Below are 24434 nucleotides of genomic sequence, written 5' to 3'. Positions count from 1 at the left end.
CCGACCAGAGTTTCAGTGCCATCATCCATCTCGCTGCCGCCGTCATAAACTCACGATGAATCTCAACAAGCCCTAGTCGGTGAAGCCGGTCACACCCAGCCGGAAAGCTCGCGCCGCGCCAGCGCTTCGATGACCGCCATGCCCTCGGCGCTGTCGTTGAGGCAGGGGATATGGGCGAAGTTCTTGCCGCCGGCGTGATGGAAGGTTTCGGCCGCCTCGCGGCCGATCTCGTCCAGCGTCTCGATGCAATCGACGGAAAAGCCGGGATTGACGATGGCGATCGATTTCACGCCGTCCTTGGCCAGTTTCTCGACGGTGACATCGGTATAAGGCTGCAACCATTCCTGCGCGCCGAAACGCGACTGGAAGGTGGTGATGAGCTTGTTCTCGTCCCAGCCGAGGCGCGCGCGCAGCAGTCGCGTGGTCTCCAGGCAATGCGCCCCGTACGGATCGCCCTTGTCAGAGTAGGGTTTGGGGACGCCGTGATAGGAGGTGATCACCACCTCAGGTTCGAAATCGAGCGTTGCGATGTGCTTCTCAATCGAGCGGGCGAGCGCCTCGATATAGACGGGCTCGTCGTAATAGGGCGGTACGCTGCGGATTGCCGGCGCATGCCGGATCTTCATCAGCGCGCGAAACAACTGGTCGTTCGCGGTCGCCGTCGTCGTCGCCGAATATTGCGGGTAGAGGGGGAAGGAAAGGATGCGCTCGCAGCCTTGCGCGACCAGCTTTTGCGCGACGCTCGCCGTCGAGGGGTTGCCGTAGCGCATTGCCCAGTCGACCGTCACGTTGGGCAAGTCGGCCAGCGCAGCGGCCAGCTTCTGACCTTGAGCGCGGGTGAAAGTGCGCAGCGGCGACTCGTTCATCTCCCGGTTCCAGATACGCGCGTAGTTGGCGCCGGATTTTTTCGGTCTTGTGGTCAGCACGAGGCCGTAGAGGATCGGATACCAGATCGCCTTGTTGAGCTCGATGACGCGCGGATCGGAGAGGAACTCGCGCAGGTAGCGCCACATCGGCTTGAAGTCCGTGCCGTCGGGCGTGCCGAGATTGACCAGCATGATGCCGATCTTGCCCGTCCTGGCTGGCGGAGCGCCCGCCAGCGGCGGGCCGGGGACCTTCGCGGTTCTGGCATCGGTGGGGCTGGCAAGCGTCATGAACAGTCTCCGGTAGCGCCGCGAAACTAGCGATGCCCTGCCGGTTTTCAATGCTGCGTCTGGCCGCACTTTATCGCGTTTGGCACCCGAAAAGGAACACCCGCCCGTTTCCGGGCGGGTGCCATGAATTCCGGGTGGCCGCTTACTTCGCGGCCGGCGGAATGGTCAGCGTCGCGCCGAGCGGCAGGCGACGCGGCTTATAATCCTTGTTGGCTTCGGAGATAAGCTTCCACCGGGTGGCGTCGCCATAGGCTTTCTTGGCCAGGTCCCAATAGGTGTCGCCGGCGGCGACGGTGTGGCTGGTCTCAGCCGGCTTGGTTTCAGCGGGCGCCGCGGCCGCCGGCTTGGCCGTCTCGGCGGCTGGGGCGGGAGCAGGCGTCGCCGGAGCGGTTTCAGCCGGCTTCGTCCCTTCCGGTGCCGGAGGGGCCTCGGTCGAGACACTCGGCGGCGTGCCGGCGATGTCACTGGAACTGGAAGGCAAAGCCGGCATTGCCGGTTCGCTCGCGGCCGGCGCGGTCTCGGCCGATTTTGCTGCTTCGGCTGCCGGCGGCTGGGTCGTGGCTGCAGGAGCGGCCTCAGCCGGCTTTGCCGGTTCTGCCGCCGGTGCGGCAGGCGCCGTCTCGGCTGGTTTTGCCGGCTCGGCCGCCGCGGTCGCCGCCGCAATTTCGGTGATGCGGCCGTCAAGCTTCGGCGTGTAGGGCTGATGCGCGCTGAGATAGTCGGCCACTACCTGCTCCAGGCCGGGGCCGTAGTCATAGGCATCCGTGGCCTTGTCGGCGAAAACCTTGTAACCGTCGCCGCCCTGGCGGACGTAGTTGTTGGTGGCGACGAGGTACTGCTTGTCGGGATTGATCGGCGTCCAGGCGCCGTTCTCCATCACCTCGACCGATTTGACGCGGCCGGCATTGGGCGCGACTGATCTGTCGAAGGAATATTTGATGCCGGCAACCTGCGGGAAGCGGCCGGCGCCGTCCTCGATCTGGCTGAGGCCGCTTTCGAGGCCCGCGACCAGGTCCTTGCCCGAGATCTTGAACGTCGCCAGCGTGTTCTGGAACGGCAGCACGGTCAGCACCTCGCCCATGGTCACTGTGCCCTGGTCGATCGAGGCGCGCAGGCCGCCGCCGTTCGAGATGACGATTTCGACGCCCTGGCCCTTGGTGCGGTCGAGAATGGCGTCGGAGACGAGATTGCCCATCTCGCATTCCCGCGCGCGGCAATTCTCGCGGCTGCCGTCGATCGCCTTGGTGGTCTCGGCCACCTCCTTGTTCTTCAGCGCCTCGATCGGCGCCCCGAGTTCCTTGATGCGGGCCAGCACGGCCGGATCGGGGGTGATCGACTTGTCGAGGTAGATCGGGTCGCCGCTGGCCTCTTTGACGACGCCGTTGTCGTCGAACACGACCTTGAACTCGCCGAGATATTTCGAATAGGACGCCGCCTGCACCACTGGCACCTTGTAGCCGTCGGGGTTGTCGACCATCGTCGGATAGGGGCCCGCCGCCTTCGGATCGGTGTTCGACAGGAGCGTGTGGCTGTGGCCGCCGACCACCACGTCGATACCGGGGATTTTCGCTATGACGTCGCGCTCGCGCCTATAGCCGATATGGGTGACGGCGATGATCTTGTTGACACCCTCTCCCTTCAGTTTCTCGACTTCGGCGGTGATCGCCTTGACGTCGTCCGTTATGGCGATGTTCGGGCCGGGCGAGGCGAGTTCCGGCGTGTCGTTGGTGACGGCGCCGACGATGCCGATCTTCTGGCCACCGACCTCGACGACGATTGAGGGCTTGAACTTGCCCGCGGCGCCGGACTTGTCGTTGGGCACGACATTGGCGCTGACGATCGGGAATTTCGCCTTGTCGAGGAACGGCACCAGCGCGGTCTCGCCGTCGTCGAACTCATGGTTGCCGAGCGTTACCGCGTCGGGCTTGATCTGATTGAGGAACTCCTCTTCCACCGCACCCTTGTAGGTGGTGTAGAACAGCGATCCCTGGAAGTTGTCGCCGGCGTTGAGCAGCAGCACGTTCTGGCCTTCGAGCTTCTTGCGCTCCTCAGCAATCGCGGTGATCAGCCGGCCGGCGCCGCCGATGCATTCGCCCTTGGTCTCCTCGTCGGCGGAACAGGTCGACTCGTATTTGTTGTTGCCTTCGATGCGGCTGTGCCAATCGTTGAAATGCAGGATGTTCAGCGTGTAGTCGGCAAAAGATACGCCAGCCGACAGGCCGAGCGTCGAAGCGGACAGGGCTAGGATGGCGGCAATCTTCTTCATCTTCGTCTCCCGGATGAGCTGACTTCGAAGGTGCTTGATGACCCCGCTTGACCGGACAATAACAGTCAGCCTCGGGGTATGTTCACATCGGGTTCCGGTCGATGCAAGTGGAAATCCGGAAGTGTTTTGCCGGCACAAAAAAGGACGGCGGCTTGCGCCGCCGGTCCCTGTCAGCCGAAGATTTGCGAACCCTCAAGCCCGGCGCGTCAGCACAAAATTCTGGCCGCTGGCGCTGGTGCAGTTGAGCTGGCTGGTGGAGATCATCAGGCAGTTGAAGCTGACCGGGGTCTGGCGGATCAACGAGGTGCCGTGGATCTCGACCGAGGTCGCGCCGGTCATGGTGTAGCTGCCTTCCGACAGCTTCTGGCCAGTGTCGGTGGCGACGGTGGTGAAGCTGCCAGCCATGAAGGTCGACAGGCCGGTGCCCTTGGCGTCGATCCAGTTGCCCTCGACACCCTTCGGCGCCGCCGCCATCGAAGGCTGGTCCGAGGGACCGGTTGTGGTGCAGGCGGCCGCAGCCAGAAGGCTTGCCGCGGCGCCTGCCGAAAGCAGTTTGCGCGCAATGGTCATTTTTGAAAATCCTCTCCTCAGTCCGCATCCTTCAATCGCCCGATTTCCGGGCGATTGCAAGGCGGTGGCTCCGGTCAGTCCCGGCGCTATCGGACCAGAATGTTGCGGAACTGCCACGGATCGTCCTTGTCCAGGTCCTCCGGGAAGAGACCCGGCCGATTGTCCAGCGGCGTCCAGTCGGTGTAGTAGCCCCTGACCGGCCCGAGATAAGGCGTCTGCACTTCGAGGCAACGCCGGTAGTTCATCTCGTCGGCCTCCACGATACCAGCGGTCGGATTCTCCAGCGCCCAGACCATGCCGGCGAGCACCGCCGAGGTGACCTGCAGGCCGGTGGCGTTCTGGTAGGGGGCGAGCTTGCGTGCCTCGGCCAGCGACAGCTGCGAGCCGTACCAGTAGGCGTTCTTGTCATGGCCGTAGAGCAGCACGCCGAGCTCGTCGACGCCGTCGACCAGCTCGTTCTCGTCGAGCACGTGGTGAACCGGCTGCGGCTTGCCGGCGGCGCCGAACATCTCGTCCAGCGACAGCAAGGCGTCGTTGCAGGGATGGTAGGCGTAGTGGCAAGTCGGGCGGTATTGAAGCTTGCCCTTCTTCGAGCGCACGGTGAAGAAATCGGCGATCGAGATCGCCTCGTTGTGCGTCACCAGGAGGCCGTATTGCGCGCCCGTCGTCGGGCACCAGGAGCGCACGCGCGTGTTGGCGCCTGGCTGTTCCAGATAGATCGCCGCCTTGGAGCCGTGCTTGTGCTTATTGCCATTCTTTGGCATCCAGTTTTCATGCGTGCCCCAGCCAAGCTCGGCCGGCTGCAGGCCCTCCGAGATGAAGCCTTCGACGGACCAGGTGTTCCAGAACACGTTCATCGGCTTCGGCTTCTTGGTGCGCTGGGTGTCGCGCTCGGCGATATGGATGCCCTTGACGCCAGCCTTCTTCATCAGCCTGGCCCAAGCCTCGCGATCTTCCTGCGCGGGCTCCGAAAACTCGAGACCGAGATCGGTGGCGAGGTTGACCAGCGCCTTCTTGACCAACCACGAGACCATGCCGGGATTGGCGCCGCAGGTAGAGACCGCCGTCGGGCCGCCGGGCTTGTCCTGCTTTTCCTGGATCATCGCCTCGCGCAGCGCATAGTTGGTGCGGCTGGCATTGTCGGCCTCGGCGTCGAAATAGAAGCCGAGCCACGGCTCGACGACGGTGTCGATGTAGAGCACGCCGAGCTTGCGGCACAATTTCATCAGGTCCACCGAGCCGGTGTCGACCGACAGGTTGACGCAAAAGCCCTGGCCGCCACCATTGGTCAGAAGCGGCGTCAGCAGCTTCTTGTAATTCTTCTCGGTCACCGCTTCCTGGACGAAGGCGATGCCACGCTCGTCGAGCAGCTTGCGGTCGGTGTCGCGCGGATCGACGACCGTCATGCGCGACTTGTCGAACTTGAAATGGCGTTCGATCAGCGGCAGCGTTCCCCGCCCGATCGAACCGAAGCCGATCATCACGACGGGACCGGTGATTTCACCGTAAACGGGCCAGTTTTCATTCGCCATTTTTTCGCACACTCCTTCAAACACGCGCAAAACCGGGCATTTTTCGCCCGACGGCCAAGCCGTACACCACAGATCATTGTCATAAACCAGCGAAAAGCGCCAATCGCGGGTAAGCCGGTTTGGCGGCGTGGTTAAGCCGATCCGGCGATACCGTTGAGGAATGCAACCAGCCGGTCGCGGTCGGCGGTCAGGCCCTTGTAGTCGAGTTGTTGCTGGTCGAGGGCCAGGAGCTGCTCCACGAAGGATGCAGCCAGCGTTGCCCGGTCCGGATGGGCATCGAGCACCTTGAGCGGATCGAGATGGATGCGGATGGTGAACAGGATGTCGCTTGAGACAGGCAACTTGCGCAGCGTCTGACGTTCGACGCGCATGAAGGCATGAGCGTTGATGTCGCCGTCCGCGAATCGCGTCGGGCGGTTGGTGGCACGGTCGATGCGCTGGATATTCGAGAGCGGATGGTAGAGCGCGTCGCCGGCCTGGATCGACCAGTTGAAGCGCTCGACCGCTTGGCCCTGCATGCCGTCGAACATCCGGTTGATGAGCTCGGCCGGCCGCGTGCCGGGTCCGAATCCAGGCACCGGCGCATGGATTTCCTGCAACGGCTTGCCGAATTTTTCCTGCAGCGACCAGGACGAAGGGAAGCAGAGCGAGCCGGCGGCGAGCCGCCAGCCGCGTTCGTCGCGGCGCATCAGGATCAGGTCTTCCTGGACGAGCAGGGATGCTCTGGCAAGCGGCGCGTTGCGTAGGGTAGGCGGCAGCCGGTCGGTCGCGCTTGCGAGACCGATGACCTCGACATCCGAGCCGGTGCCGCAATGGGTGCGCGGGTGTTTCGCGATGAGATGCGGGCTGAGCAGGGCCAGCACTTCGCTTTGCGCGTCGCGGGTGCCGGCCTCCTCGACAAAGACCTTTTCGGGGATATCGGCATAGAGCCGCTGCTTTTCGGCGAGGTGCGGGAGAAGGAATTCGTCGACCTCGATCCAGCGCTCGATTCCGAGCGGCTTCAGCCCGATCGTGAAGAGTTTCGAAGACCCATCATAGGGCGTATGGGTCGGCTGGCGAATTGTCATGTCCGCTTGGGTTCTATCCAGTTCCTGTCTCCTGGCTCAATCAGCCCAGTTGCGCCGGGATCAGCCCGCGCAGCGAATTGCCGACGAGGATCGCCTTCGCCGCCTTCAGGTCGTCGAAGCTGTATATCGCTTCCACGGCGCGGCCTTCGTCCAGAAGCTGGCCGCGCAATACTCCAGGCAAAAGGCCGCAGTCGAGGCGGGGCGTGGCGAGCGGGCCGCTGCCGAAATCGGCGAACAGATTGGTGATCGTGCCCTCGCAGAGCTCGCCGAGCTCGTTGGCCAAAAGCACCTCGTCGGCGCGGGTCGCGAGATATTCGGCGCGTGCCTGCGTGTAAACTTGGCGCCGGCTTGTCTTGTGTCGCAGCAGCGTGTCGCCGGAATCAAGACGGATACGCGCCAACTGCAGCCGCCAGACCTTGTCCGCCGGCAGCGGTTCGTAGGCTTGAGCCGCGGCCGTCGCTTCGCCATTTCGCTGCAAAGCAAGGCGCACGCGTAAGGCAGTTCCGTGCCCGCCAACGGTGTTCGATAGCACTTCGCCGATCCGTTCGGGATCGCAGGCGAAGCCGAGTTCGGCGGCGGACGCATAAAGCCTGGCAAGATGGCGCTCGAAGCGCAGGAAGCCGGCACCGGGCTCCCAGCGCATGGTCTCGATCAGTTCGAAGCCGGCACCGTTCCCGTCGCGAAGCGCGCTTTCAACAGACACTCCCGATACTCCTCCTCGGCGGTCGAATCGAAGACGACGCCGCCGCCGACATTGTAGACGGCCTCGCCATCGGCAAAGAGCGAGATGGTGCGGATCGCCACCGAAAACCGCATCCTGCCGCCGGGCGCGATCCAGCCGATGGCGCCGCAATAGACGTCTCGCGGTGCGTCTTCCAGCTCGTGCAGGATTTCCATGGCGCGGATCTTCGGCGCGCCGGTGATCGAGCCGCAGGGGAAGAGCGCGGCGAAGACCTGGCGGATGCCGATGCCGGGCAAAAGCCGCGCTCGCACGCGGCTTACCATCTGGTGCACAGTCGGATAGGTCTCGATGCGGAACAGTTCCGGTACGTCCAGCGTGCCGACTTCGCTGATCAGCGAGATGTCGTTGCGCAAAAGGTCGACGATCATCCGGTTCTCGGCCTGGTTCTTCTCGTCGTTGCGCAGGAAGGCCTTCAGTCGCGCGTCCTCGACCTTGGTCGCGCCACGTGGCGCGGTGCCCTTCATCGGGTGTGTCTCGATCATGCCGCCGGCATCGATCTCGAAGAACAATTCGGGCGAGCGCGACAGGACGATCGGATCGCCGAGCGAGACCAGCGCGCCGTATTTGACCGGCTGGCGTTCCGTCAGCGCGTCGAAGGCCGCAAGCGGATCGCCGGACCATTGCGCATGAACCGGGAAGGTGAGGTTGCCCTGGTAGCAATCGCCCTTGCGGATGTGGTTGTGAAAGCGCGCGAAGCGGCCGGCATAGTCCTCGGCGGACCATGTTGCCCTGGCATCGAAGATCGGGCCGTTGCTGGCTGACGCCTGCATCTGCGGCACCGCCTGCTCGACAGGCGCATCGAAGACGCCGAGGCAGACTAGCGGCGCGCGGCGACCCTCGGGCAGCAGCGGCACCAGTTTCGGCTCGAGCAGGTAACCGGCTTCGTAGGAGAAATAGCCCGCCAGCCATTTGCCGGCGTCCGATGCGGCCTGCGCCCTTTCAAGCGCGGGCATGAACTCTTCCGCGGCCTGCGCGACGATGATCTCGCGCGGCCGGTCGAAGACCAACTGACGAGCGGTCGCGTCGTTGCGGAAAATGGCTGCGGGCAGGGACATGAGCCTCGGATGCGGACAAAAAGCGCCGTCGACCGCTCTATATGGGGGCTTGGCGTGGCGCAATCGAGGGAGCGGCGTCCGGCGGCGCAAAGGTGGCTGGCCCAAAACAAAGACGGCGCCCGTAAGGACGCCGCCTTGCTGCCAACCAGGCAGGCTGCTCAGGTGTTGCTTGCGGTTCCGGCCGTCGGGAACTGGTGGGCGAATTCGGCCTCGTTGCCGGCGGCCAGCAATTTCGCCTGCTCGATCCATTTTTCGCGCGCGATGCGGCCGTCGAAATTGAGCACTTCCTCGATGCGTTTGACGTCGGCGGCGGTCCAGGCGGCGATCTCGGCATAGGTGGTGACGCCGAGGCCTTTGAGCAGCCTTTCGTTGACCGGGCCGATGCCGATGAGGCGGCGCAGATTGTCGGCCTTGCCGGTCGCGGCCTGCGGCGCTGCCGCCTTCTTTGCCGCGGGTGCTGCCGCCTTCTTGGGCGCGGCGGCTTTGGCCGCCGGCTTCGGTGCCGCTGCAGTCTTCGTTGCGGCCGGCTTCTTTGCAGCGGCGGGCTTTGTGGGCCCGGCCTTTGCCGCCGCCGATGTCGCGGTCATCAGCGCTGCCGGCGCCGGCGTGGCGGCCTTATCGGCGCCGGCCTTCGCGGAAGGCGCGTCGCGCAGCCGGCTTTCGAGATCGGCGCGGGCACGGCCGCAGGCGTCGAGCTCGCCCTTCAACCGATCGCTGTCCGCGCGCAGCCTGTCGCGCTCGCCTCGCGTGCGGTCGAGATCTCCGCGCAGACTGTCGAACTGTCCGCGCAGGCGGCCCCAGATGAACCAGCCAACCAGGATACCCACAACGAACGCCAGGAGCATGTAGAAGAAAGTGCTCATTTCCCTCTCCAGTCCGATCGGTCGGCCGAGGCCCGGAAAGGCGAGCGCACGCCAAGGATCGTCAAAGGTTCCGTGGTCGGCGGAACCGCCGGCTTCAATCGAGCCATCGGCGTTCGGCCTTGTCCGGGCCGACGGCCATCATCGCATTCGCCGTGGCGTAGCGGCAGGCCATCTTTGGGCCGCGCGATGCGTCCGGCTGAGCTTGAGGCCGGACGCTATCATATGGCTTGTCGAAAGCCAGTTGAAAAATGCGCTGGAGAGTTATTCAAGAACAGCTATTTAGGGCAGGAATAGACCCTTGCTAATATGCATCCCGGCTAAACTATTACGACCGATGCCTGCACCGTAGTTGTCGTCAACTATCGAGCGCTTCCAATTCGTCGATCAGCGAACCGATCACGCCGAGGCCGATCTGCCAGAATGCGGGATCGGTGGCGTCGAGGCCGAAGGGCGCAAGAAGCTCGGAGTGATGCTTCGTACCGCCAGCGCGCAGCATCTCGAAATACTTCTCCTGAAATCCGCGCTCGGCATTCTGGTAGACGGCATAGAGCGAATTCACCAGGCAATCGCCGAAAGCATAGGCATAGACGTAGAAGGGCGAGTGGATGAAATGCGGGATATAGGTCCAGAAGACCTCGTATCCCTCGCGCAGCTTGATCGCCGGCCCCAGGCTCTCGGCCTGCACTTCCAGCCAGAATTCGCCGAGCCTGTCCGAGGTCAGCTCGCCGTTCTTGCGTTCGGCATGCACCTTGCGCTCGAACTCGTAGAAGGCGATCTGGCGCACGACGGTGTTGATCATGTCCTCGACCTTCTGGGCGAGCATGGCCTTGCGCTCGCGCTTGTCGCCGGTCTGCTCGAGCAGCGAGCGGAAGGTCAGCATCTCGCCGAAGACGGAGGCGGTTTCGGCCAGCGTCAGCGGCGTCGAGGCCATCAGCGCGCCCTGGCCGGCGGCCAGCACCTGGTGCACGCCATGGCCGAGCTCATGCGCCAGCGTCATCACATCGCGCGGCTTGCCCATGTAGTTGAGCAGCACGTAGGGATGCGCCGACGGCACCGTCGGGTGGGCGAAGGCGCCGGGGGACTTGCCGGGCCGCACCGGCGCGTCGATCCATCTGCGATCGAAAAAGCCGCGGGCGATTTCGGCCATGTCCGGCGAGAAGCGCTGGTACGCCGAGAGCACCGTGTCCCTGGCGTCATCCCAGCTGATCACCGCCTGCGGCGTTTCCGGCAGGGGCGCGTTGCGGTCCCAATGGTTCATCACCTCCATGCCGAGCCAGCGCGCCTTCATCGCGTAATAGCGATGCGACAGCCGCGGATAGGCCTCGCGCACAGCCGCGGCCAGCGCATCGACCACATCGCGCTCGACACGGTTGGCGAGGTGGCGCGAGTCGGCGATATCCTGGAAGCCGCGCCAGCGGTCGGAGATTTCCTTGTCCTTGGCCAAAGTGTTGGTGATGAGCGTGAAGGTGCGCAGGTTCTTGCGGAACGTGGCGGCCAGCGCCTCGGAGGCGCGGCGGCGCACCTCGCCGTTCGAATCCTGCAGCCGGTTCAGCGCCGGCTCGAGTGTCAGTTCCTCGCCCTCGACGTCGAAGCGCAGGTCGGTCATCGTCTCGTCGAACAGGCGGTTCCAGGCGCCGCGCCCGGTGACCGACTTTTCGTGGAACAACTGCTCGACGCGGTCCTCGAGCTGGTAGGGTTTGTCCTTCCTGAGGTCGAGCACCCAAGGCCGGTAGTGGCCGAAGGCCTTGTCGGCGGCCAAAGCGCTTTCGATCGCCGCATCGTCGATCAGGTTGAGCTCGAGCGCGAAGAACAGGAGATGCGCGCTGGCGTCCGTCATCTTTTCCTGGACGTCGCCATAGAGCTTGGCGCGCTGCGGATCGGCCGTGTTGCCGGCATAGACGAGGCCGGCATACGAAACGATGCGGCCGATCAGTTCCTCGAGCGCCTCATAGGCCTTGAGCGCCTCGCCCAGCCGGCCGGCGGCGCCGCGCCCGGCTTCCGCGGCCAGCGTACCCTTCCAGCGGGTCTCGAAGACGATGGCGTCGCTGGCCGCCTTGGCGATGTCGCGCTTCAACTCCGGCGCTTCCATGCCGGAATAGAGATCGGCGAGATTCCACTCCGGCAGGTCGCCGAGCTCCGCCGCGCCCTGTCCGGACGACGCCGCCGCAAGCCGCTGACCAAACATCATGCGCATCAACAATACCTTTTTTGAACCAAGGGGCCAGAATCAAAGGGAAAGGAGAAGCCGGTCAAATCCTAAGGAATTCGTTCACCGGGTTTTTTGAAACCTTATTTAGAACCCTGTGCCAAGATGATCCACGGGGATTTTCTCGGGCGGACAACTCAAACAGTCATGACAGGTTCCATACTCATAGTCGATGACGATCCGGTGCAGCGCCGGCTGGTCGAGGCCGCGTTGACCAAGTTCGGCCACAGCGCGATCGTCACGGATAGCGGCGAGGCCGGCCTCGACGCGCTCGATGGCCCGAACGCGCGCGAGGTTTCCGTCGTCATTCTCGATCTCGTCATGCCCGGCCTCGACGGCATCGGCGTGCTGAAGGCGATGCGCGAGCGCGCCATCAACATTCCCGTCATCGTCCAGACGGCCCAAGGCGGCATCGAGACCGTCGTCTCGGCGATGCGGCACGGCGCCTTTGATTTCGTCGTCAAGCCGGCGTCGCCCGACAGGCTGCAGACCGCGATCTCCAACGCGCTCAAGGTGGAAGCCGTCGAGGACGAGATGAAGCGCGCGTCGCGGCGGCGCGGCGGCGGCCATCTCACCTTCAAGGATATGATCACGCGCAGCCCGGCAATGGACCGGGTGATACGCCTTGGGCAGAAAGCGGCGGCCTCCAACATCCCGATCCTGATCGAGGGCGAATCCGGCGTCGGCAAGGAACTGGTGGCGCGCGCCATCCAAGGCAGCGGCGACCGCCGCTCGAAACCGTTCGTCACCGTCAATTGCGGCGCCATCCCCGACAATCTCGTCGAATCGATCCTGTTCGGCCACGAGAAGGGTTCCTTCACCGGCGCCACCGACAAGCACACCGGCAAATTCGTCGAGGCGAACTCCGGCACGCTGTTTCTCGACGAGATCGGCGATCTGCCGCTCGACGTCCAGGTCAAACTGCTGCGCGCCGTGCAGGAAGGCGAGGTCGACCCGGTCGGCGGCCGCTCGACCGTCAAGGTCGATATAAGGCTGATCTCGGCCACGCACCGGAACCTCCTGCAGCAGGTCAAGGACGGCAAGTTCCGCGAGGACCTGTTCTACCGGCTGAACGTCTATCCGATCTTCGTGCCGCCACTGCGCGACCGCCGCGACGACATTCCCTACCTTGTCCGGCATTTCATGGAAAAGGTCGCGCCGACCGATCCGCGCCGCCGCCTTGCCGGCATATCGGCCACGGCGCTTGCCATGTTGCAGGCCTATGACTGGCCGGGCAATATCCGCCAGCTGGAAAATGCGGTCTTCCGCGCGTCGGTGCTTGTCGAGGGGGATGTGCTGACCGAGGAGGAGTTCCCGCAGATCCGGGCGCAGGTGGAAGGCACGGTCAATCTCGAAGCGGAACCGGCATCCGCAGTCGCCGAAACGATTGCGGACGCGTCCCGGCAAGCGGATGAGACCGCTGCCGATGCAATGGGGGCTGGCTTGCCCGATGGCGAGGCGCCAGCCAGGCCGCAGCCGCGTTTCGGGACGCTTCGCGCGCTTGACGAGCGCGGCAATGTGCGGGCGCTGGCCGATGTCGAGCTCGAGATGATCAAGCTTGCGATCGACCACTACAACGGCCAGATGAGCGAAGTCGCCCGCCGGTTGGGCATCGGTCGCTCAACGCTCTACCGCAAGTTGAAGGAATATGGCATTGACCCCGAAGCCGGCCGCGTCGACCGGCTTGCCTCATGACAGGCAAGCCTCGAACCAGCTTGCTTGCCTAAAATCCGAGTCAAATTGTCGCTTTTTACGTGAAAACACAGGGTTTTCAGCGGTTGGCGTTACCGAGGATCACGCATTAACGCTAACGGTAACAGATCGTGTTCTGGCCGAGGCGGATTCTTGATCTAAACCAGCGGTTTACCACGAAATGCTGTGCATAATTTTTGACGGGATATCGCCACGGTGTTACCGCATTTCGGCTTCAATAAACGATGATTAACCATTAGGATCGATATTCGGATGTGAAAACCACGCATCCGTTTGGTCAAATCCGGGGACAAACGGCAGCCTGAAAGCCATTTGATTTGAACAAAATCGAACGACGCAAAAACGGGCGGCATTTTCACATGAGCGTCTGGCCGAGGTGGCTGACGTTCGTGATTTTGGCCGTCGGATTCCTGTCTGTGGTGACGTCGGGCGCCAGGGCTGAAGTGCGTACGCTCAAGCTCTATCACCTGCACACGCACGAGAAGGCCGAGATCGTCTATAAGCGCAATGGCCGCTACGATCCGGAAGGCCTGCGCAAGATCAACATCATTCTGCGCGACTGGCGCCGCAACGAGCCGACCAAGATGGATCCGCGGCTGCTCGATCTCGTCTGGGAAGCCTATCGCGAAAGCGGCGCGACCGACTATATCCAAGTGGTCTGCGGCTATCGTTCGCCGTCAACCAACGCGCTCTTGCGTTCGCGCAGCCGCGGCGTCGCCGAGAAGAGCCAGCACATGCTGGGTAAGGCGATGGATTTCTACATTCCCGGCGTGCCGCTGAAGAAACTGCGCAACATCGGCCTCAAGATGCAGGGCGGCGGCGTCGGCTATTACCCAACTTCCGGCTCGCCCTTCGTGCATATGGATGTCGGCAACGTGCGCCATTGGCCGGGCATCAGCCGCCAGGAACTGGTCAGCCTGTTCCCTAACGGCAAGACGCTGCATGTGCCGAGCGACGGACGCCCGTTGCCCGGCTATGAGCAAGCAGTGGCAGCGTATCAAGCGCGTAAGGGCGCCGGCACCCCGAACATCGAACTGGCCAGCGCCGGCGGCTCGACCAAGCGCTCCGGCGGCCTTTTTGCCTGGTTCGGCGGCGGCGCCGACGAGGCCGATGACGACGCCGACGAAAGTGCCCCGGCGCCTCAGCGGAAAGCCGTGAAGCAGGTCCAGGTCGCCAGCGCCGCCACGGCACGCGACAGCAATCTTCCGGGCATCGCGATTGTCGCACCGAAGGATGCCAAGCGCGCCAACATCCCGCAGATCGCGGATGACAGCGCCGACGATTCGCAACAGCCGCAGCAGGATACGCCGGAGACGATCATCGCCGCCCTGCCGCCCAAGGAAATCCCGCTGCCCGACTTCGCGCCGCGTCCGAAGGTCGATGTCGGCCAGCAGACGCCGCAGAACGTGCCGTTCGCCACGGCGGATGCCTCGGCGACGACGGAGCAGGCGGTTGCGACGGCCCAGGCGCCCGTGCCGGACAAGGTTCCGTTCGGCACAGCCAGCGCCGCGGAGGTCGCGAGCACCGATCCGGCGCAGGTGGCGGTCAACAACATCCCGCTGCCGACCTGGCGTCCTGACCGCTCGACGCCGGCGGAACTCGCGCCGAAGGACAAGAACGTGCTTCTGGCGCTGGCCGAAACCGCTTCGCAGGACAAGAGCGCGACCGACGCGTTCTCGGTGCTGCCGACGGCACGGCCGCAGCCCGGCAAGCAGGATGAGGTGAAAGCCGTTCTCGAACAGGCCAATGCAACCGTCGGGGCCGATGGCGGCGGCGCCGAATACCAGCTCGCGTCGCTGACCGAACCGGAACCGCGCTCCGCGTTCAACGATCCGTCGGGCGTCGATGCGGCCTCGCCGCGCCAGGCCATCGCCGCGCTCCCGGCCGGGGCCGATCCGGCGCAGGCGATCGGCGCCGGCGTGAAGACGACGGCCAAGGAAGGCAGGGCGTCCGCCCACGATCTGAAGCCCGGGCCCAAGGCCATGGTGGTGGCGACGCCGCCGCAAGCCGCGCGCTGGGCGCTGGGCAGCGGCGTCAACATCGCCTCGGTTTCCGACCCGACGACAGCGCCGCGCTATGCCTACAACATCGTGCATACGCCGCCGAGCGAAGTGTATACGGCCGGCTTCCAGGCGGATGGCGGGGTGCCGGACGCAAGCCGGTTCACCGGCAACGCGGTGAAGTTCCTCTCGGTCGCGCGCTTCCAAACGAAATAGCGACCCCGCCAGACACCAGAAAGCCGCGTTGGAGGACAACGCGGCTTTTCGTTTTTCATCCTCGAAGGCCTATTTGACCACCCGATCTTCCCGCTTCGTCTAATGGTAGGACAGCGCCCTTTGAAGGCGTGAATCGTGGTTCGAATCCATGAGCGGGAACCAGACATGGCAATGCTCGGTAGGCGTTCGGTGTGCGCATCTTCACGCCAGGCTAAACTTACCGTGAGGTTGGAGCGCCGCGCCCAATGATGGGTTAAAAGGGGTTCGTTCCAAACTGGGGATATTCATGAAGAAGATTGTATTGGCGTCAGTTCTGGCGCTGGCCGCGGCTTCGGCTGTCGTCGCTCCCTCGCAAGCCGAAACCGTGATCGTCAAGACCGGACGACATCATTGCGTGACCAAGCTGGTGACGCATTGGCGCCACCACCACAAGGTGGTCGAGAAGGTCAGGGTCTGCAGATAGTTGCGTTTGCAAGACTAATCCCGGCCGGCGCAAGCCGGCCGGTCTTTTAGTGCTCAGTCAATTTCCAGCGTGGGCGCTTCGCCCCTGGCCAGGAGCCGCGCGGCGTCGCGCGCGGGCGGCAATCCGAACTGGCGCGCATATTCGCGGCTGAACTGCGAGGCGCTTTCGTAGCCGACGGTGAAGGCGATATGCGCGGCGCTGCCCGGTTGCGCGATCAGCAGATGGCGCGCCTCCAGAAGGCGGAGCTGCTTTTGATACTGGATCGGGCTCATCGCCGTCGCCGCCTTGAAGTGGCGATGAAAGGCGGCGTTGCTCATATGCGACAGCTCGGCCAGTTGCGTCACATCGATCGGTTCGTTGTAGTGCGCGCGGATCCAGGCGGTGGCGCGGCGGATTTGCGAAAGGCGGCCATCGGCACGGGCGAGCTGACGCAGCTTCTCGCCCTGCGGGCCTTGCAGGAGCCTGAACGCGATCTCCCGTTCGAGCATGGGCGCGAGAACAGGAATCTCGGCTGGTTTGTCGAGCAGCCGCAGCATTCGGCGCCATGCGTCGAGCAGCAAGTCATCGAGCTGATTGGTCACGAAGCTATCGCCGTCGATCGCCGGCTTGTGGTCGATGAGCAGGCCGGCGATCAGCTCGGTATCCAGCGAGAAGGCGATGGCCAGGTAAGGCTGTGCGACGCTCGCCTCGAGCAACTGGCTGGTCGCGGGTGTTTCAACCGCATAGACGAAATAGCTGCCGGCGCCGTAGGCAAGCGTGCGGTCGCCGATCAGGACCGTTTTGGTTCCCTGCAAGACAAACAGCGTGGTCGGCTGGCAAAGCTCCGGCAGCGGCGGCGTCGGCACCTCGCTGCGGCCGATGGTGACGCGCGGAATGGCCGTCTTCGTCCGCCGTCCGCGCGCATGTCGGCTGGCGAGTGCGATCAATTCCTGAAGCTCTTCATTCATCGTTTCAGCATTGCCGATCCATGCAAGCCGCGCAACCAAGTGACTCGGAGCCGCGCATCCAGTTGAGAGGATTAGGCAAGAGGACGCGAGGATCCGGCGCGCGAAGCAGGTCGGTTGACGCCAAATCTAGGTCGCCAAGAAGGAGACCTGGAATGACGACGCAAAAGAATGCGCTGGTGACCGGCGCCAACAAAGGTATTGGGCTCGAGGCCGCCAGGCGGCTGGCAACCATTGGGTTCAAAGTCTGGCTCGGTGCCCGCGACGCCAGGCGCGGTCAAGCCGCAGCCGAAATCCTGCGCGGCGAAGGGCTAGATGTCGAGTGGCTTGCGCTCGACGTTATCAGCGACGACGGCGTGGCGGCCGCGGTCAAGACAGTCGCTGTGCAGGCGCCCGGCCTGGATGTGCTGGTCAACAATGCCGGCATTGCGCCCGGCTATGTCGACGCGCTTGGCCCGGACGGCCGCTATGAGCGGCCGCCGAGCCGCGAGAATGTCGCGGAGATGAAAGCCACCTATGATGTCAACGTCTTCGGTCCGGTGCGGGTCACCCAGGCGTTCCTGCCGCTGCTCCTGGCGGTGTCCGCTGCACGGATCGTCATGGTGAGCAGCTATCTCGGATCGCTGGCGCGCGCGGCCGGCAACAGCCAGTCGCCCAACGTCATGGGCTATGGCAGTTCGAAGACCGCGCTCAACGCCGTCACGCTGTCCTTCGCCCGGGAACTCGCGCCTCGCGGCATCATGGTCAACGCCGCCGCTCCCGGCTACACCGCCACGGACCTCAATGCGCACAGAGGCGGCCGCACGGTGCAGCAGGCGGCCGAGATCATCGTGCGGCTGGCGACGCTGGAGCCGGGCGGACCGACCGGCGGCTATTTCGATGAGAACGGCGCGCTGCCATGGTGAGGGCGCTGATTTACTTCTTGAGCTTGCTCGCCTCACGCGCCAGCGCTTCGATCTCGTCCCATTTGCCGGCCTTGATGAGATCGTCGGGCGCCACCCAGGAGCCGCCGACGCAGATGACGTTGGGCAGGCTCAGATAGTCGGCGGCGTTCCTGGCCGTTATGCCGCCGGTCGGGCAGAATTTCACGTCGGCGAGCGGCGAAGCGAAAGCCTTCAGCGAAGCGATGCCGCCGGATTGCTCGGCCGGGAAGAATTTCAGGAAGCGCAGGCCGGCTTCACGCGCGGCCATGATCTCGCCGGGCGTGATGGCGCCGGGCAGCAGCGGCACGGGGCTGCCCTTGGCTGCGTCTAGAAGCTGGCTGGTGATGCCGGGACTGACGATGAATTTCGAGCCGGCGCGGGCTGCTTCATCGAACTGCTTGGCATCGAGGATGGTGCCGGCGCCGACGATCGCCTCTTCGACCTCGGCAGCGACGCGGCGGATCGCTTCCAGCGCGTCGGCGGTGCGCAGCGTGATCTCGATCGCCGGCAGGCCACCGCGCGAAAGGGCGCGAGCGAGCGGCACCGCGTCCGCGACATTGGCGATCTTCAGCACCGGGATGACCGGTTGACCGTTGAGAAGCGACAGGAGCTTTTCGGTCTTGCTGGTCATTTGCTGGTCTCCATTTCGATCGATTTCAACCGATTAGCAGAAGGGTCCGCTCAAGTCCACGAAGCCCGGCGTGTCGCGATGCCGCGCACCTAGCCGCCTTCCTGCTTTGCCTTGAAACGGCTTTCAGCGCTGTCCAGAGCGGACCGCCGTTTCCTGGAAACGGCAACCGCTCTATCTTTAATTTTGCGCAATTCCGGACGGAAAACCGCTTCGCACTTTTCCTGGAGTTGCTCTATGGCATGGCCATGACAACGACAACACAAAATCCGGTCCGCGTCGCGGCGCTTTACAAATTCACGCCGCTCGATGGACACGAGGCTCTGTGCGCGCCACTCGCCGCCTTCTGTTGCGGGCGCGGCATCAAGGGCACGTTGCTTCTGGCGCATGAAGGCATCAACGGCACCGTCGCCGGCAGCGAGGAGGCGATCGCCGCGCTGATGTGTCACCTCGAGGCCATCGAAGGCCTTGCCGGACTGGAAGTCAAATACAGCAGCGCCGCCGAAATGCCGTTCCACCGCATGAAGGTGCGGTTGAAGCGCGAGATCGTCACCATGGGCGTCGAGGATATCGATCCGGCGGCGAGCGCAGGCACCTATGTCGCGCCGGCCGACTGGAACGCGCTGATTTCCGATGCCGATACCTTGGTGATCGACACGCGCAACGCCTATGAAGTTTCGCTCGGCACTTTCCAGGGCGCGGTCGATCCCAGGACCACCAGCTTCCGCGAATTCCCGGCCTGGGTCGAGCAGCACCGTGGAGAGCTCGAAGGCCGCAAGGTGGCGATGTTCTGCACCGGCGGCATTCGCTGCGAGAAGGCGACGGCCTATGTGAAGTCGCTCGGCCTCAAAAACGTCTTTCATCTCAAGGGCGGCATCCTGAAATATCTGGAAGACGTCCCGGCCGAGGAGAGCCTCTGGCAAGGCGAATGTTTCGTGTTTGACGAACGGGTGTCCGTCTCGCACGGTCTCGCGGAGGGCGAAGCCGAACTCTGCCGCGCCTGTCGGCACCCGCTGACGGTCGAGGACAGGTTGTCGCCGAAATACGCGATCGGCGTTTCATGCCCGCATTGCTTCGAAATGCGGTCCGATGCGGATCGCGAGCGCTACGCCGAACGCCACCGTCAGGTCGAACTTGCGCAAGCGCGCGGCGGCAAGCGCCATATCGGAAGCTAGAGCCACACGCTCTTGCGCGTAAAACTCGCCTCGTCATTGTAATGTCAATGCGCGGGGCCTACCTCTTGCCGGTCCGAAACCGTGCCCGCGCGCATTTCGGCCGGGCCAATTCTGGAGGCATTGATGCTCGATCCCAAGAAGCTGCTCGACGACCTTCTCGGCTCGCAAATTCCCGGCACCGGATCGACCGTCCGCGACAAGGCGGGGCAGGCGGTGCAGATGGCGAAGGACAATCCGCTCGCCGCCGGCGCGCTTGCCGCCGTGCTGCTCGGCACCGGCACCGGCCGGCAGGTGACGGGCGCGGCCATCAAGCTCGGCGGCCTGGCGGCGATCGGAGGCCTCGCCTACAAGGCCTACCAGAACTACAAGGCCGGCAAGGAGCCGGCGCAGGCGCCGGCCGCCAGCGAGCCGGAGTTGCTGCCGCCGCCCGCCGATACCGCCTTCGATCCCTCGCAGGCGCCGCAAGGCGAAGCCGAGTTCACGCTGACGCTGGTCAGGGCGATGATCTCGGCGGCGAAGGCCGACGGCCATGTCGATGACGACGAGCGCAGGAAGATCGCCGACAAGCTCAAGCTCGCCGGCATCGGCGCCGAAGCGGAAAAATTCCTGCTCGCCGAGCTCGAAAGCCCGCTCGATCTCGACACGCTGGTCGCCGGCGCCAAGACCGATGCGCAGAAGCTCGAGCTCTACACCGCCTCGCGGCTGACCATCGATCCCGACACGCGCGCCGAGCGCGGTTACCTCGACCTGCTCGCCGGCCGCCTCGGCCTGCCGGACGCCCTGGTCGATCATGTCGAGGCCACGGTTTCGGCTGCCAAGGTGCCGGCGGGAACGGCGCCCAATTCACCGTGGTGATTCGGCGTGGTAAACGTCCTTCGGGGACGCCTTGCCGTCCGTTAACTTCTCGTTAACCCAGCAAGCGCATCATTCTAACCAGTCGGACCGGCTTTTCCTCCTCCCAAGCGCGGTTCAGATCGGGGCGGTCGCTAATGGCCGCCCTTTTTGTTGACCTCTTCTTTATCACCAACAGCTGCTTGCCATGACCCATGGCATTTGCGATGCCACGTTCTTCCATCCATGACCGGGAGGACGACGATGACAGCCATAGCACAGAAGACCGCCATCGTTACCGGCGCCGGCACCGGCATCGGCAAGAGCGTCGCGACGGCGCTGCTCAAGGCAGGCTGGAACACGGTGTTCTGCGGCCGCCGCAAGAAAGTGCTGGAGGAGGCGATCGCCGAGGCGGGGAAGACGCAAGCCAAGGCATTGGCCGTCGCCTGCGACATCAGCAAGGCCGACGAGGTGGATGACATGTTCGAGACCGTGCTCGAGGCCTTCGGCCGCGTCGACCTGCTCTTCAACAATGCCGGCATGGGTTACAAGTCGACGCTGATCGACGAAATCCCGGTCGAGGTCTGGAACGACGTCGTCGGCGTCAACCTCACAGGCTCGTTCCTATGCGCCCGCGCAGCCTTCGGCGCCATGCGCCGGCAGAAGCCGATGGGGGGCCGTATCATCAACAACGGCTCGGTGTCGGCCTATGCGCCGCGCCCCGGCTCCGCGCCCTATACGGCGACCAAGCATGCGATCACCGGGCTCACCAAGACGCTGGCACTCGACGGCCGGCCTTTCGACATCGCCTGCGGCCAGATCGACATCGGCAATGCGCTGACCGAGATGGCGCAGCCGATGACGGTCGGCGTGCCGCAGGCCAATGGCTCGATCGCCGCCGAAGCGGTGATGGATGTCGAGCGCGTGGCCGATGCGGTGCTGCACATGGCGAGCCTGCCGCTCGATGCCAACGTGCTGTTCATGACGGTGATGGCGACGAAGATGCCGTTTGTCGGGCGCGGGTGAACGCCCGACGGGTCACTTTTTCAGAAAAGCCTCGATCCGTTCCAGCGCGCGCAGGATGTTCTCCTCGGAATTGGCATAGGAAAGCCGGATATAGCCTTCGCCGAGAACGCCGAAATCGGGGCCGCCGATCAACGCCACGCCGGCATCCTCCAACAGCGCCGAAGCGAGCTTCTTGGCCTTCCAGCCGGTTTTCGAGACGTTGGGGAAGGCATAGAAGGCGCCCTTCGGCGTGATGCAGGAAATGCCCGGGAGCGCGTTCAGCCCCTCGACCACGATCTTCCTGCGGTTGTCGAAGGCGCGCATCATCTTCTCGACATCGTCCTGCGGGCCGTCGATCGCCGCGATGCCGGCGAACTGGCTCGGCGCGTTGACGCAGGACCAGCAGTTGACCGCCAGCTTGCGCACCTTGTCGTAGAGATGCGCGCCCTTGTCGCCATTCGGCCAGATCGACCAGCCCATGCGCCAGCCGGTCATCGCCCAGGTCTTCGACCAGCCGTTGAGCACGATCAGCCGATCACGAATTTCGGGGAAGTTCAGCAGCGAGCAGTGAGTCTCGCCGTCATAGGTCATGACGTCGTAGATCTCGTCCGACATGATAGCGACCTGGGGGTGCTTCTCCAGGCCCTTGACCAGCTTCTCGATCTCGGCCCGCGGAGTGACGCCACCGGTCGGATTGGCGGGCGAGTTGAGGATGAGCAGCCTGGTCTTCGGCGTGATCAGCGCCAGCGTCTCTTCCGCCGAGAAGGCAAAGCCGTTTTCCTCGCGGATCGGCACCGGCACCGGCGTGGCGCCGGTGAACTCTATCATCGAGCGGTAGATCGGAAAGCCGGGATCGGGGTAGAGGATCTCGGCGCCCGCCTCGCCGAACATCAGGATCGCGGCAAACATCGTCGGCTTGCCGCCCGGCAGGATCATCACATTCTCGGGCGACACCTCGACGCCAGTGGTGGTCAGCGTGCGGCGCACGACCGCCTCGCGGGTGGCTAAAAGGCCGTTGGCAGGCGTGTAGCCATGGTGGCCGTCACGCAGCGCCTTGATCGCCGCCTCGACGATGTGCTGCGGCGTCTTGAAGTCGGGCTGGCCGATGCCGAGGTTGACGATGTCGCGTCCCTGATGGGCGAGCGCGGTGGCCCTCGCCAGCACCGCGAAGGCATTTTCCTCGCCGAGACGGTCGAAGGCCGCGATCGTGTGGAGCATTTTTCCCGTCCCTGTGGTTCTTTCTGTGAGCGAGCGTTTTTGTGACGGTCCGCAGGTAAAAGTCAACGGATTGGAGTGGCCGGTGTCGGAAGATCTGAAGAATTGGCAGCCGCGTCCGCGGCCGGAACGCAAGGTGTTCGAAGGCCGTTATGTGCGCCTTGAGCCGTTCAGCGCGGCAAAGCATGGCGATGGCCTCTATGAAACCTCGTCCGTCGCCGATATCGATGGGCGCTTCGCATGGCTGCCGGACTATCCGCCGAAAAGCCGCGCTGCCTTCCAGCCATGGCTCGACAAGGCCGAGGCGCTTGAGGATCCGCTGTTCTTCACCGTCATCGACAAGGCAAGCGGCGAGGTCGCCGGACGACAGACGCTGATGCGCATCGATGCCAACAACGGCGTCATCGAGATCGGCAACATCTATTGGGGACCGTTGATCTCGCGCAAGCCGGCGGCGACCGAAGCGCAGTTCCTGTTCATGAAATACGTCTTCGACGAGCTCGGCTATCGCCGTTACGAGTGGAAGTGCAACAACCGCAACGAGCCGTCGAAGCGCGCGGCCGAGCGGTTCGGCTTCAAGTTCGAGGGCATCTTCCGCCAGCATTTCGTGGTCAAGGGTGAAAACCGCGATACGGCGTGGTATTCGGTCGTCGACAAGGAGTGGCCGACACTCCGAAAAGCCTATGAGGCCTGGCTCGATCCGGCAAATTTCGATGCCCAGGGAAGCCAGAAACGGCGGCTTGAAGATTTCCGCGCCGAGTTCGGCGCGTAGATCATGATCCTGAGAGCCGGGAAACCGGTTTTCAGGACCATGGTCGGCAGACAGGAGTTTGGCGATGGCGCATGACCATGCTTCGCACGACCACGGCCCGGCCGGTCATAGCCACAGCCATGGCGCCGGGCATGTGCATGGCTCAACCGACAAGAAGCGGGTGCTGATCGCTACCTGTTTGACCGCCTGCTTCATGGTCGCCGAGGCGCTGGGCGGCTGGCTTACCGGGTCGCTGGCGCTGGTCGCCGATGCCGGGCACATGCTGGCTGACGCCATCGCGCTCGCCCTTGCCTGGTATGCTTTTCATCTCGCCGGGCGTCCTGCCACCGGCCGTCTCACCTATGGCTTCGCACGGGTGAAGACGCTGGTCGCTTACACCAATGGCATCGCCATCTTCGTCATCGCGCTTTGGATCGTCTACGAGGCCTGGGGCCGGCTGATGCACCCGGCGCCAGTGCTGGGCGGGCCGATGCTGGTGGTCGCGGTGGCAGGCCTCCTGGTCAACATCGCCTCCTTCTTCGTGCTGCATGGCGGTGATCGCGAGAGCCTCAACATGCGTGGCGCCATCCTGCATGTGCTGGGCGATCTGCTGGGCTCGGCCGCGGCCATCGTCGCCGCCATCATCATCCTGGCGACGGGCTGGACGCCGATCGATCCGATCCTGTCGGTGCTGGTGTCGCTGCTCATCCTGTCGACGGCATGGTCGCTGATGCGCGAGGCGGCCCACGTCCTGCTCGAAGGCGTGCCGGCCAGGCTCGACCGCGACGTGATCGCCAGGGACATCGAAGGCGCGGTCAAGGGCGTGCGCGAGGTGCATCACATGCACGTCTGGTCGCTCGACGGCACCTCCAACATGGCGACGCTGCACGCTTGCCTGAACGACGGCGTCGATGCGCATGTAGCGGTGAGCGCCATCAAGAAACGGCTTGCGGCCAAGCACGGTATCGAGCATGCCACCGTCGAACCCGAATTCGGCCAATGCGCGGACAGCCATGACGAGCACGATCATCATCATGATCACGACCATGCACATGATGCGCCGCGCGATCGCCGGCACTATCACTGACCGCGGCCTGATGACAAAACCGAGCAGC

General features: G+C 64.1%; 21 protein-coding genes and 1 tRNA gene. 10 read left to right on the top strand and 12 right to left on the bottom strand.

All coding sequences use genetic code 11. The annotated features are described in order from the left end of the window. Window positions 1-89: 89 nt before the first annotated feature. The 9 genes from hemH to FJ418_RS22570 form a co-directional block, all read right to left on the bottom strand. Complete coding sequence (gene hemH / locus FJ418_RS22610) at window positions 90-1154, bottom strand: ferrochelatase (RefSeq protein ID WP_140869375.1); 1065 nt, start codon at window positions 1152-1154, stop codon at window positions 90-92. A 142-nt stretch (window positions 1155-1296) separates the two neighbouring features. Beyond that, complete coding sequence (locus tag FJ418_RS22605; RefSeq protein ID WP_140869372.1) at window positions 1297-3420, bottom strand: bifunctional UDP-sugar hydrolase/5'-nucleotidase; 2124 nt, start codon at window positions 3418-3420, stop codon at window positions 1297-1299. Window positions 3421-3612: 192 nt separating this feature from the next. Further along, the gene (locus FJ418_RS22600; protein ID WP_140642250.1) at window positions 3613-3990 is read right to left on the bottom strand and encodes a hypothetical protein; all 378 of its coding nucleotides are present in this window, start codon (window positions 3988-3990) and stop codon (window positions 3613-3615) included. Window positions 3991-4076: 86 nt separating this feature from the next. Beyond that, complete coding sequence (locus tag FJ418_RS22595) at window positions 4077-5522, bottom strand: homospermidine synthase (protein WP_140869369.1); 1446 nt, start codon at window positions 5520-5522, stop codon at window positions 4077-4079. Between the two features lie 131 nt (window positions 5523-5653). Beyond that, window positions 5654-6589, bottom strand: coding sequence for a DUF3445 domain-containing protein (locus FJ418_RS22590; protein ID WP_140869367.1), 936 nt, complete (start codon window positions 6587-6589; stop codon window positions 5654-5656). 40 nt (window positions 6590-6629) lie between these two features. Continuing rightward, a complete protein-coding gene (locus FJ418_RS22585; protein ID WP_140869364.1) occupies window positions 6630-7292 on the bottom strand; it encodes an aminotransferase class IV family protein in 663 nt (220 codons plus the stop codon). Then, window positions 7241-8386 carry an aminodeoxychorismate synthase component I gene (locus FJ418_RS22580; protein ID WP_140869361.1) on the bottom strand — a complete coding sequence of 382 codons (1146 nt, stop codon included), beginning with the start codon at window positions 8384-8386 and terminating at the stop codon, window positions 7241-7243. The genes FJ418_RS22585 and FJ418_RS22580 overlap by 52 nt, the downstream gene beginning before the upstream one ends. Window positions 8387-8544: 158 nt before the next feature. Further along, a complete protein-coding gene (locus FJ418_RS22575; protein WP_140869358.1) occupies window positions 8545-9249 on the bottom strand; it encodes a proton-conducting membrane transporter in 705 nt (234 codons plus the stop codon). A 355-nt stretch (window positions 9250-9604) separates the two neighbouring features. Continuing rightward, window positions 9605-11443, bottom strand: a complete 1839-nt coding sequence (locus FJ418_RS22570) for a M3 family oligoendopeptidase (RefSeq protein ID WP_181167051.1) — start codon at window positions 11441-11443, stop codon at window positions 9605-9607. A gap of 159 nt (window positions 11444-11602) precedes the next feature. On the opposite strand from FJ418_RS22570, the gene FJ418_RS22565 reads away from it, so the two are divergent. From FJ418_RS22565 to FJ418_RS32050, 4 genes are all read left to right on the top strand, one after another. Then, a complete protein-coding gene (locus tag FJ418_RS22565) occupies window positions 11603-13150 on the top strand; it encodes a sigma-54 dependent transcriptional regulator (protein WP_140869356.1) in 1548 nt (515 codons plus the stop codon). 377 nt (window positions 13151-13527) lie between these two features. Next, entirely contained in the window at window positions 13528-15384 is a 1857-nt protein-coding gene (locus tag FJ418_RS22560) for a DUF882 domain-containing protein (RefSeq protein ID WP_140869353.1), read from the top strand. An 88-nt stretch (window positions 15385-15472) separates the two neighbouring features. After that, window positions 15473-15546: transfer RNA gene (locus tag FJ418_RS22555), tRNA-Gln, on the top strand. A gap of 124 nt (window positions 15547-15670) precedes the next feature. Continuing rightward, window positions 15671-15847: a hypothetical protein gene (locus tag FJ418_RS32050; RefSeq protein WP_181167050.1), complete on the top strand. Its 177-nt coding sequence runs from the start codon at window positions 15671-15673 to the stop codon at window positions 15845-15847. A 53-nt stretch (window positions 15848-15900) separates the two neighbouring features. On the opposite strand, the gene FJ418_RS22550 is transcribed toward FJ418_RS32050, so the two are convergent. Beyond that, a complete protein-coding gene (locus FJ418_RS22550; RefSeq protein WP_140651530.1) occupies window positions 15901-16794 on the bottom strand; it encodes an AraC family transcriptional regulator in 894 nt (297 codons plus the stop codon). A gap of 152 nt (window positions 16795-16946) precedes the next feature. Here FJ418_RS22550 and FJ418_RS22545 point away from each other — a divergent pair, with 152 nt between their 5' ends. Then, window positions 16947-17696 (top strand): SDR family oxidoreductase, encoded by a 750-nt coding sequence (locus tag FJ418_RS22545; protein WP_140869351.1) that lies wholly within the window; start codon window positions 16947-16949, stop codon window positions 17694-17696. A 10-nt stretch (window positions 17697-17706) separates the two neighbouring features. Here FJ418_RS22545 and FJ418_RS22540 read toward each other — a convergent pair whose 3' ends face one another. After that, entirely contained in the window at window positions 17707-18345 is a 639-nt protein-coding gene (locus FJ418_RS22540; protein WP_140642228.1) for a 2-dehydro-3-deoxy-phosphogluconate aldolase, read from the bottom strand. Between the two features lie 245 nt (window positions 18346-18590). On the opposite strand from FJ418_RS22540, the gene FJ418_RS22535 reads away from it, so the two are divergent. From FJ418_RS22535 to FJ418_RS22525, 3 genes are all read left to right on the top strand, one after another. Beyond that, the gene (locus FJ418_RS22535) at window positions 18591-19517 is read left to right on the top strand and encodes a rhodanese-related sulfurtransferase (protein ID WP_140869348.1); all 927 of its coding nucleotides are present in this window, start codon (window positions 18591-18593) and stop codon (window positions 19515-19517) included. Between the two features lie 123 nt (window positions 19518-19640). Then, entirely contained in the window at window positions 19641-20372 is a 732-nt protein-coding gene (locus FJ418_RS22530; protein WP_140869345.1) for a tellurite resistance TerB family protein, read from the top strand. A gap of 240 nt (window positions 20373-20612) precedes the next feature. Further along, window positions 20613-21374, top strand: a complete 762-nt coding sequence (locus tag FJ418_RS22525; RefSeq protein ID WP_140856175.1) for an SDR family oxidoreductase — start codon at window positions 20613-20615, stop codon at window positions 21372-21374. 12 nt (window positions 21375-21386) lie between these two features. Here the strand turns inward: FJ418_RS22525 and FJ418_RS22520 are convergent, their stop codons facing one another. Beyond that, window positions 21387-22571: a pyridoxal phosphate-dependent aminotransferase gene (locus FJ418_RS22520; protein ID WP_140651542.1), complete on the bottom strand. Its 1185-nt coding sequence runs from the start codon at window positions 22569-22571 to the stop codon at window positions 21387-21389. Between the two features lie 82 nt (window positions 22572-22653). Between FJ418_RS22520 and FJ418_RS22515 the strand changes: the two genes are divergently transcribed. Both FJ418_RS22515 and FJ418_RS22510 read left to right on the top strand, forming a co-directional pair. Next, entirely contained in the window at window positions 22654-23340 is a 687-nt protein-coding gene (locus FJ418_RS22515; protein WP_140856173.1) for a GNAT family protein, read from the top strand. Window positions 23341-23404: 64 nt separating this feature from the next. Continuing rightward, a complete protein-coding gene (locus FJ418_RS22510; RefSeq protein WP_181167049.1) occupies window positions 23405-24406 on the top strand; it encodes a cation diffusion facilitator family transporter in 1002 nt (333 codons plus the stop codon). Window positions 24407-24434: the final 28 nt, after the last annotated feature.

The organism is Mesorhizobium sp. B2-8-3, from assembly GCF_006440815.1.
Lineage (GTDB): Bacteria > Pseudomonadota > Alphaproteobacteria > Rhizobiales > Rhizobiaceae > Mesorhizobium.
The sequence above is the reverse complement of the archived record's forward strand: the minus strand, read 5'-3'. Positions and strand labels throughout refer to the sequence as shown.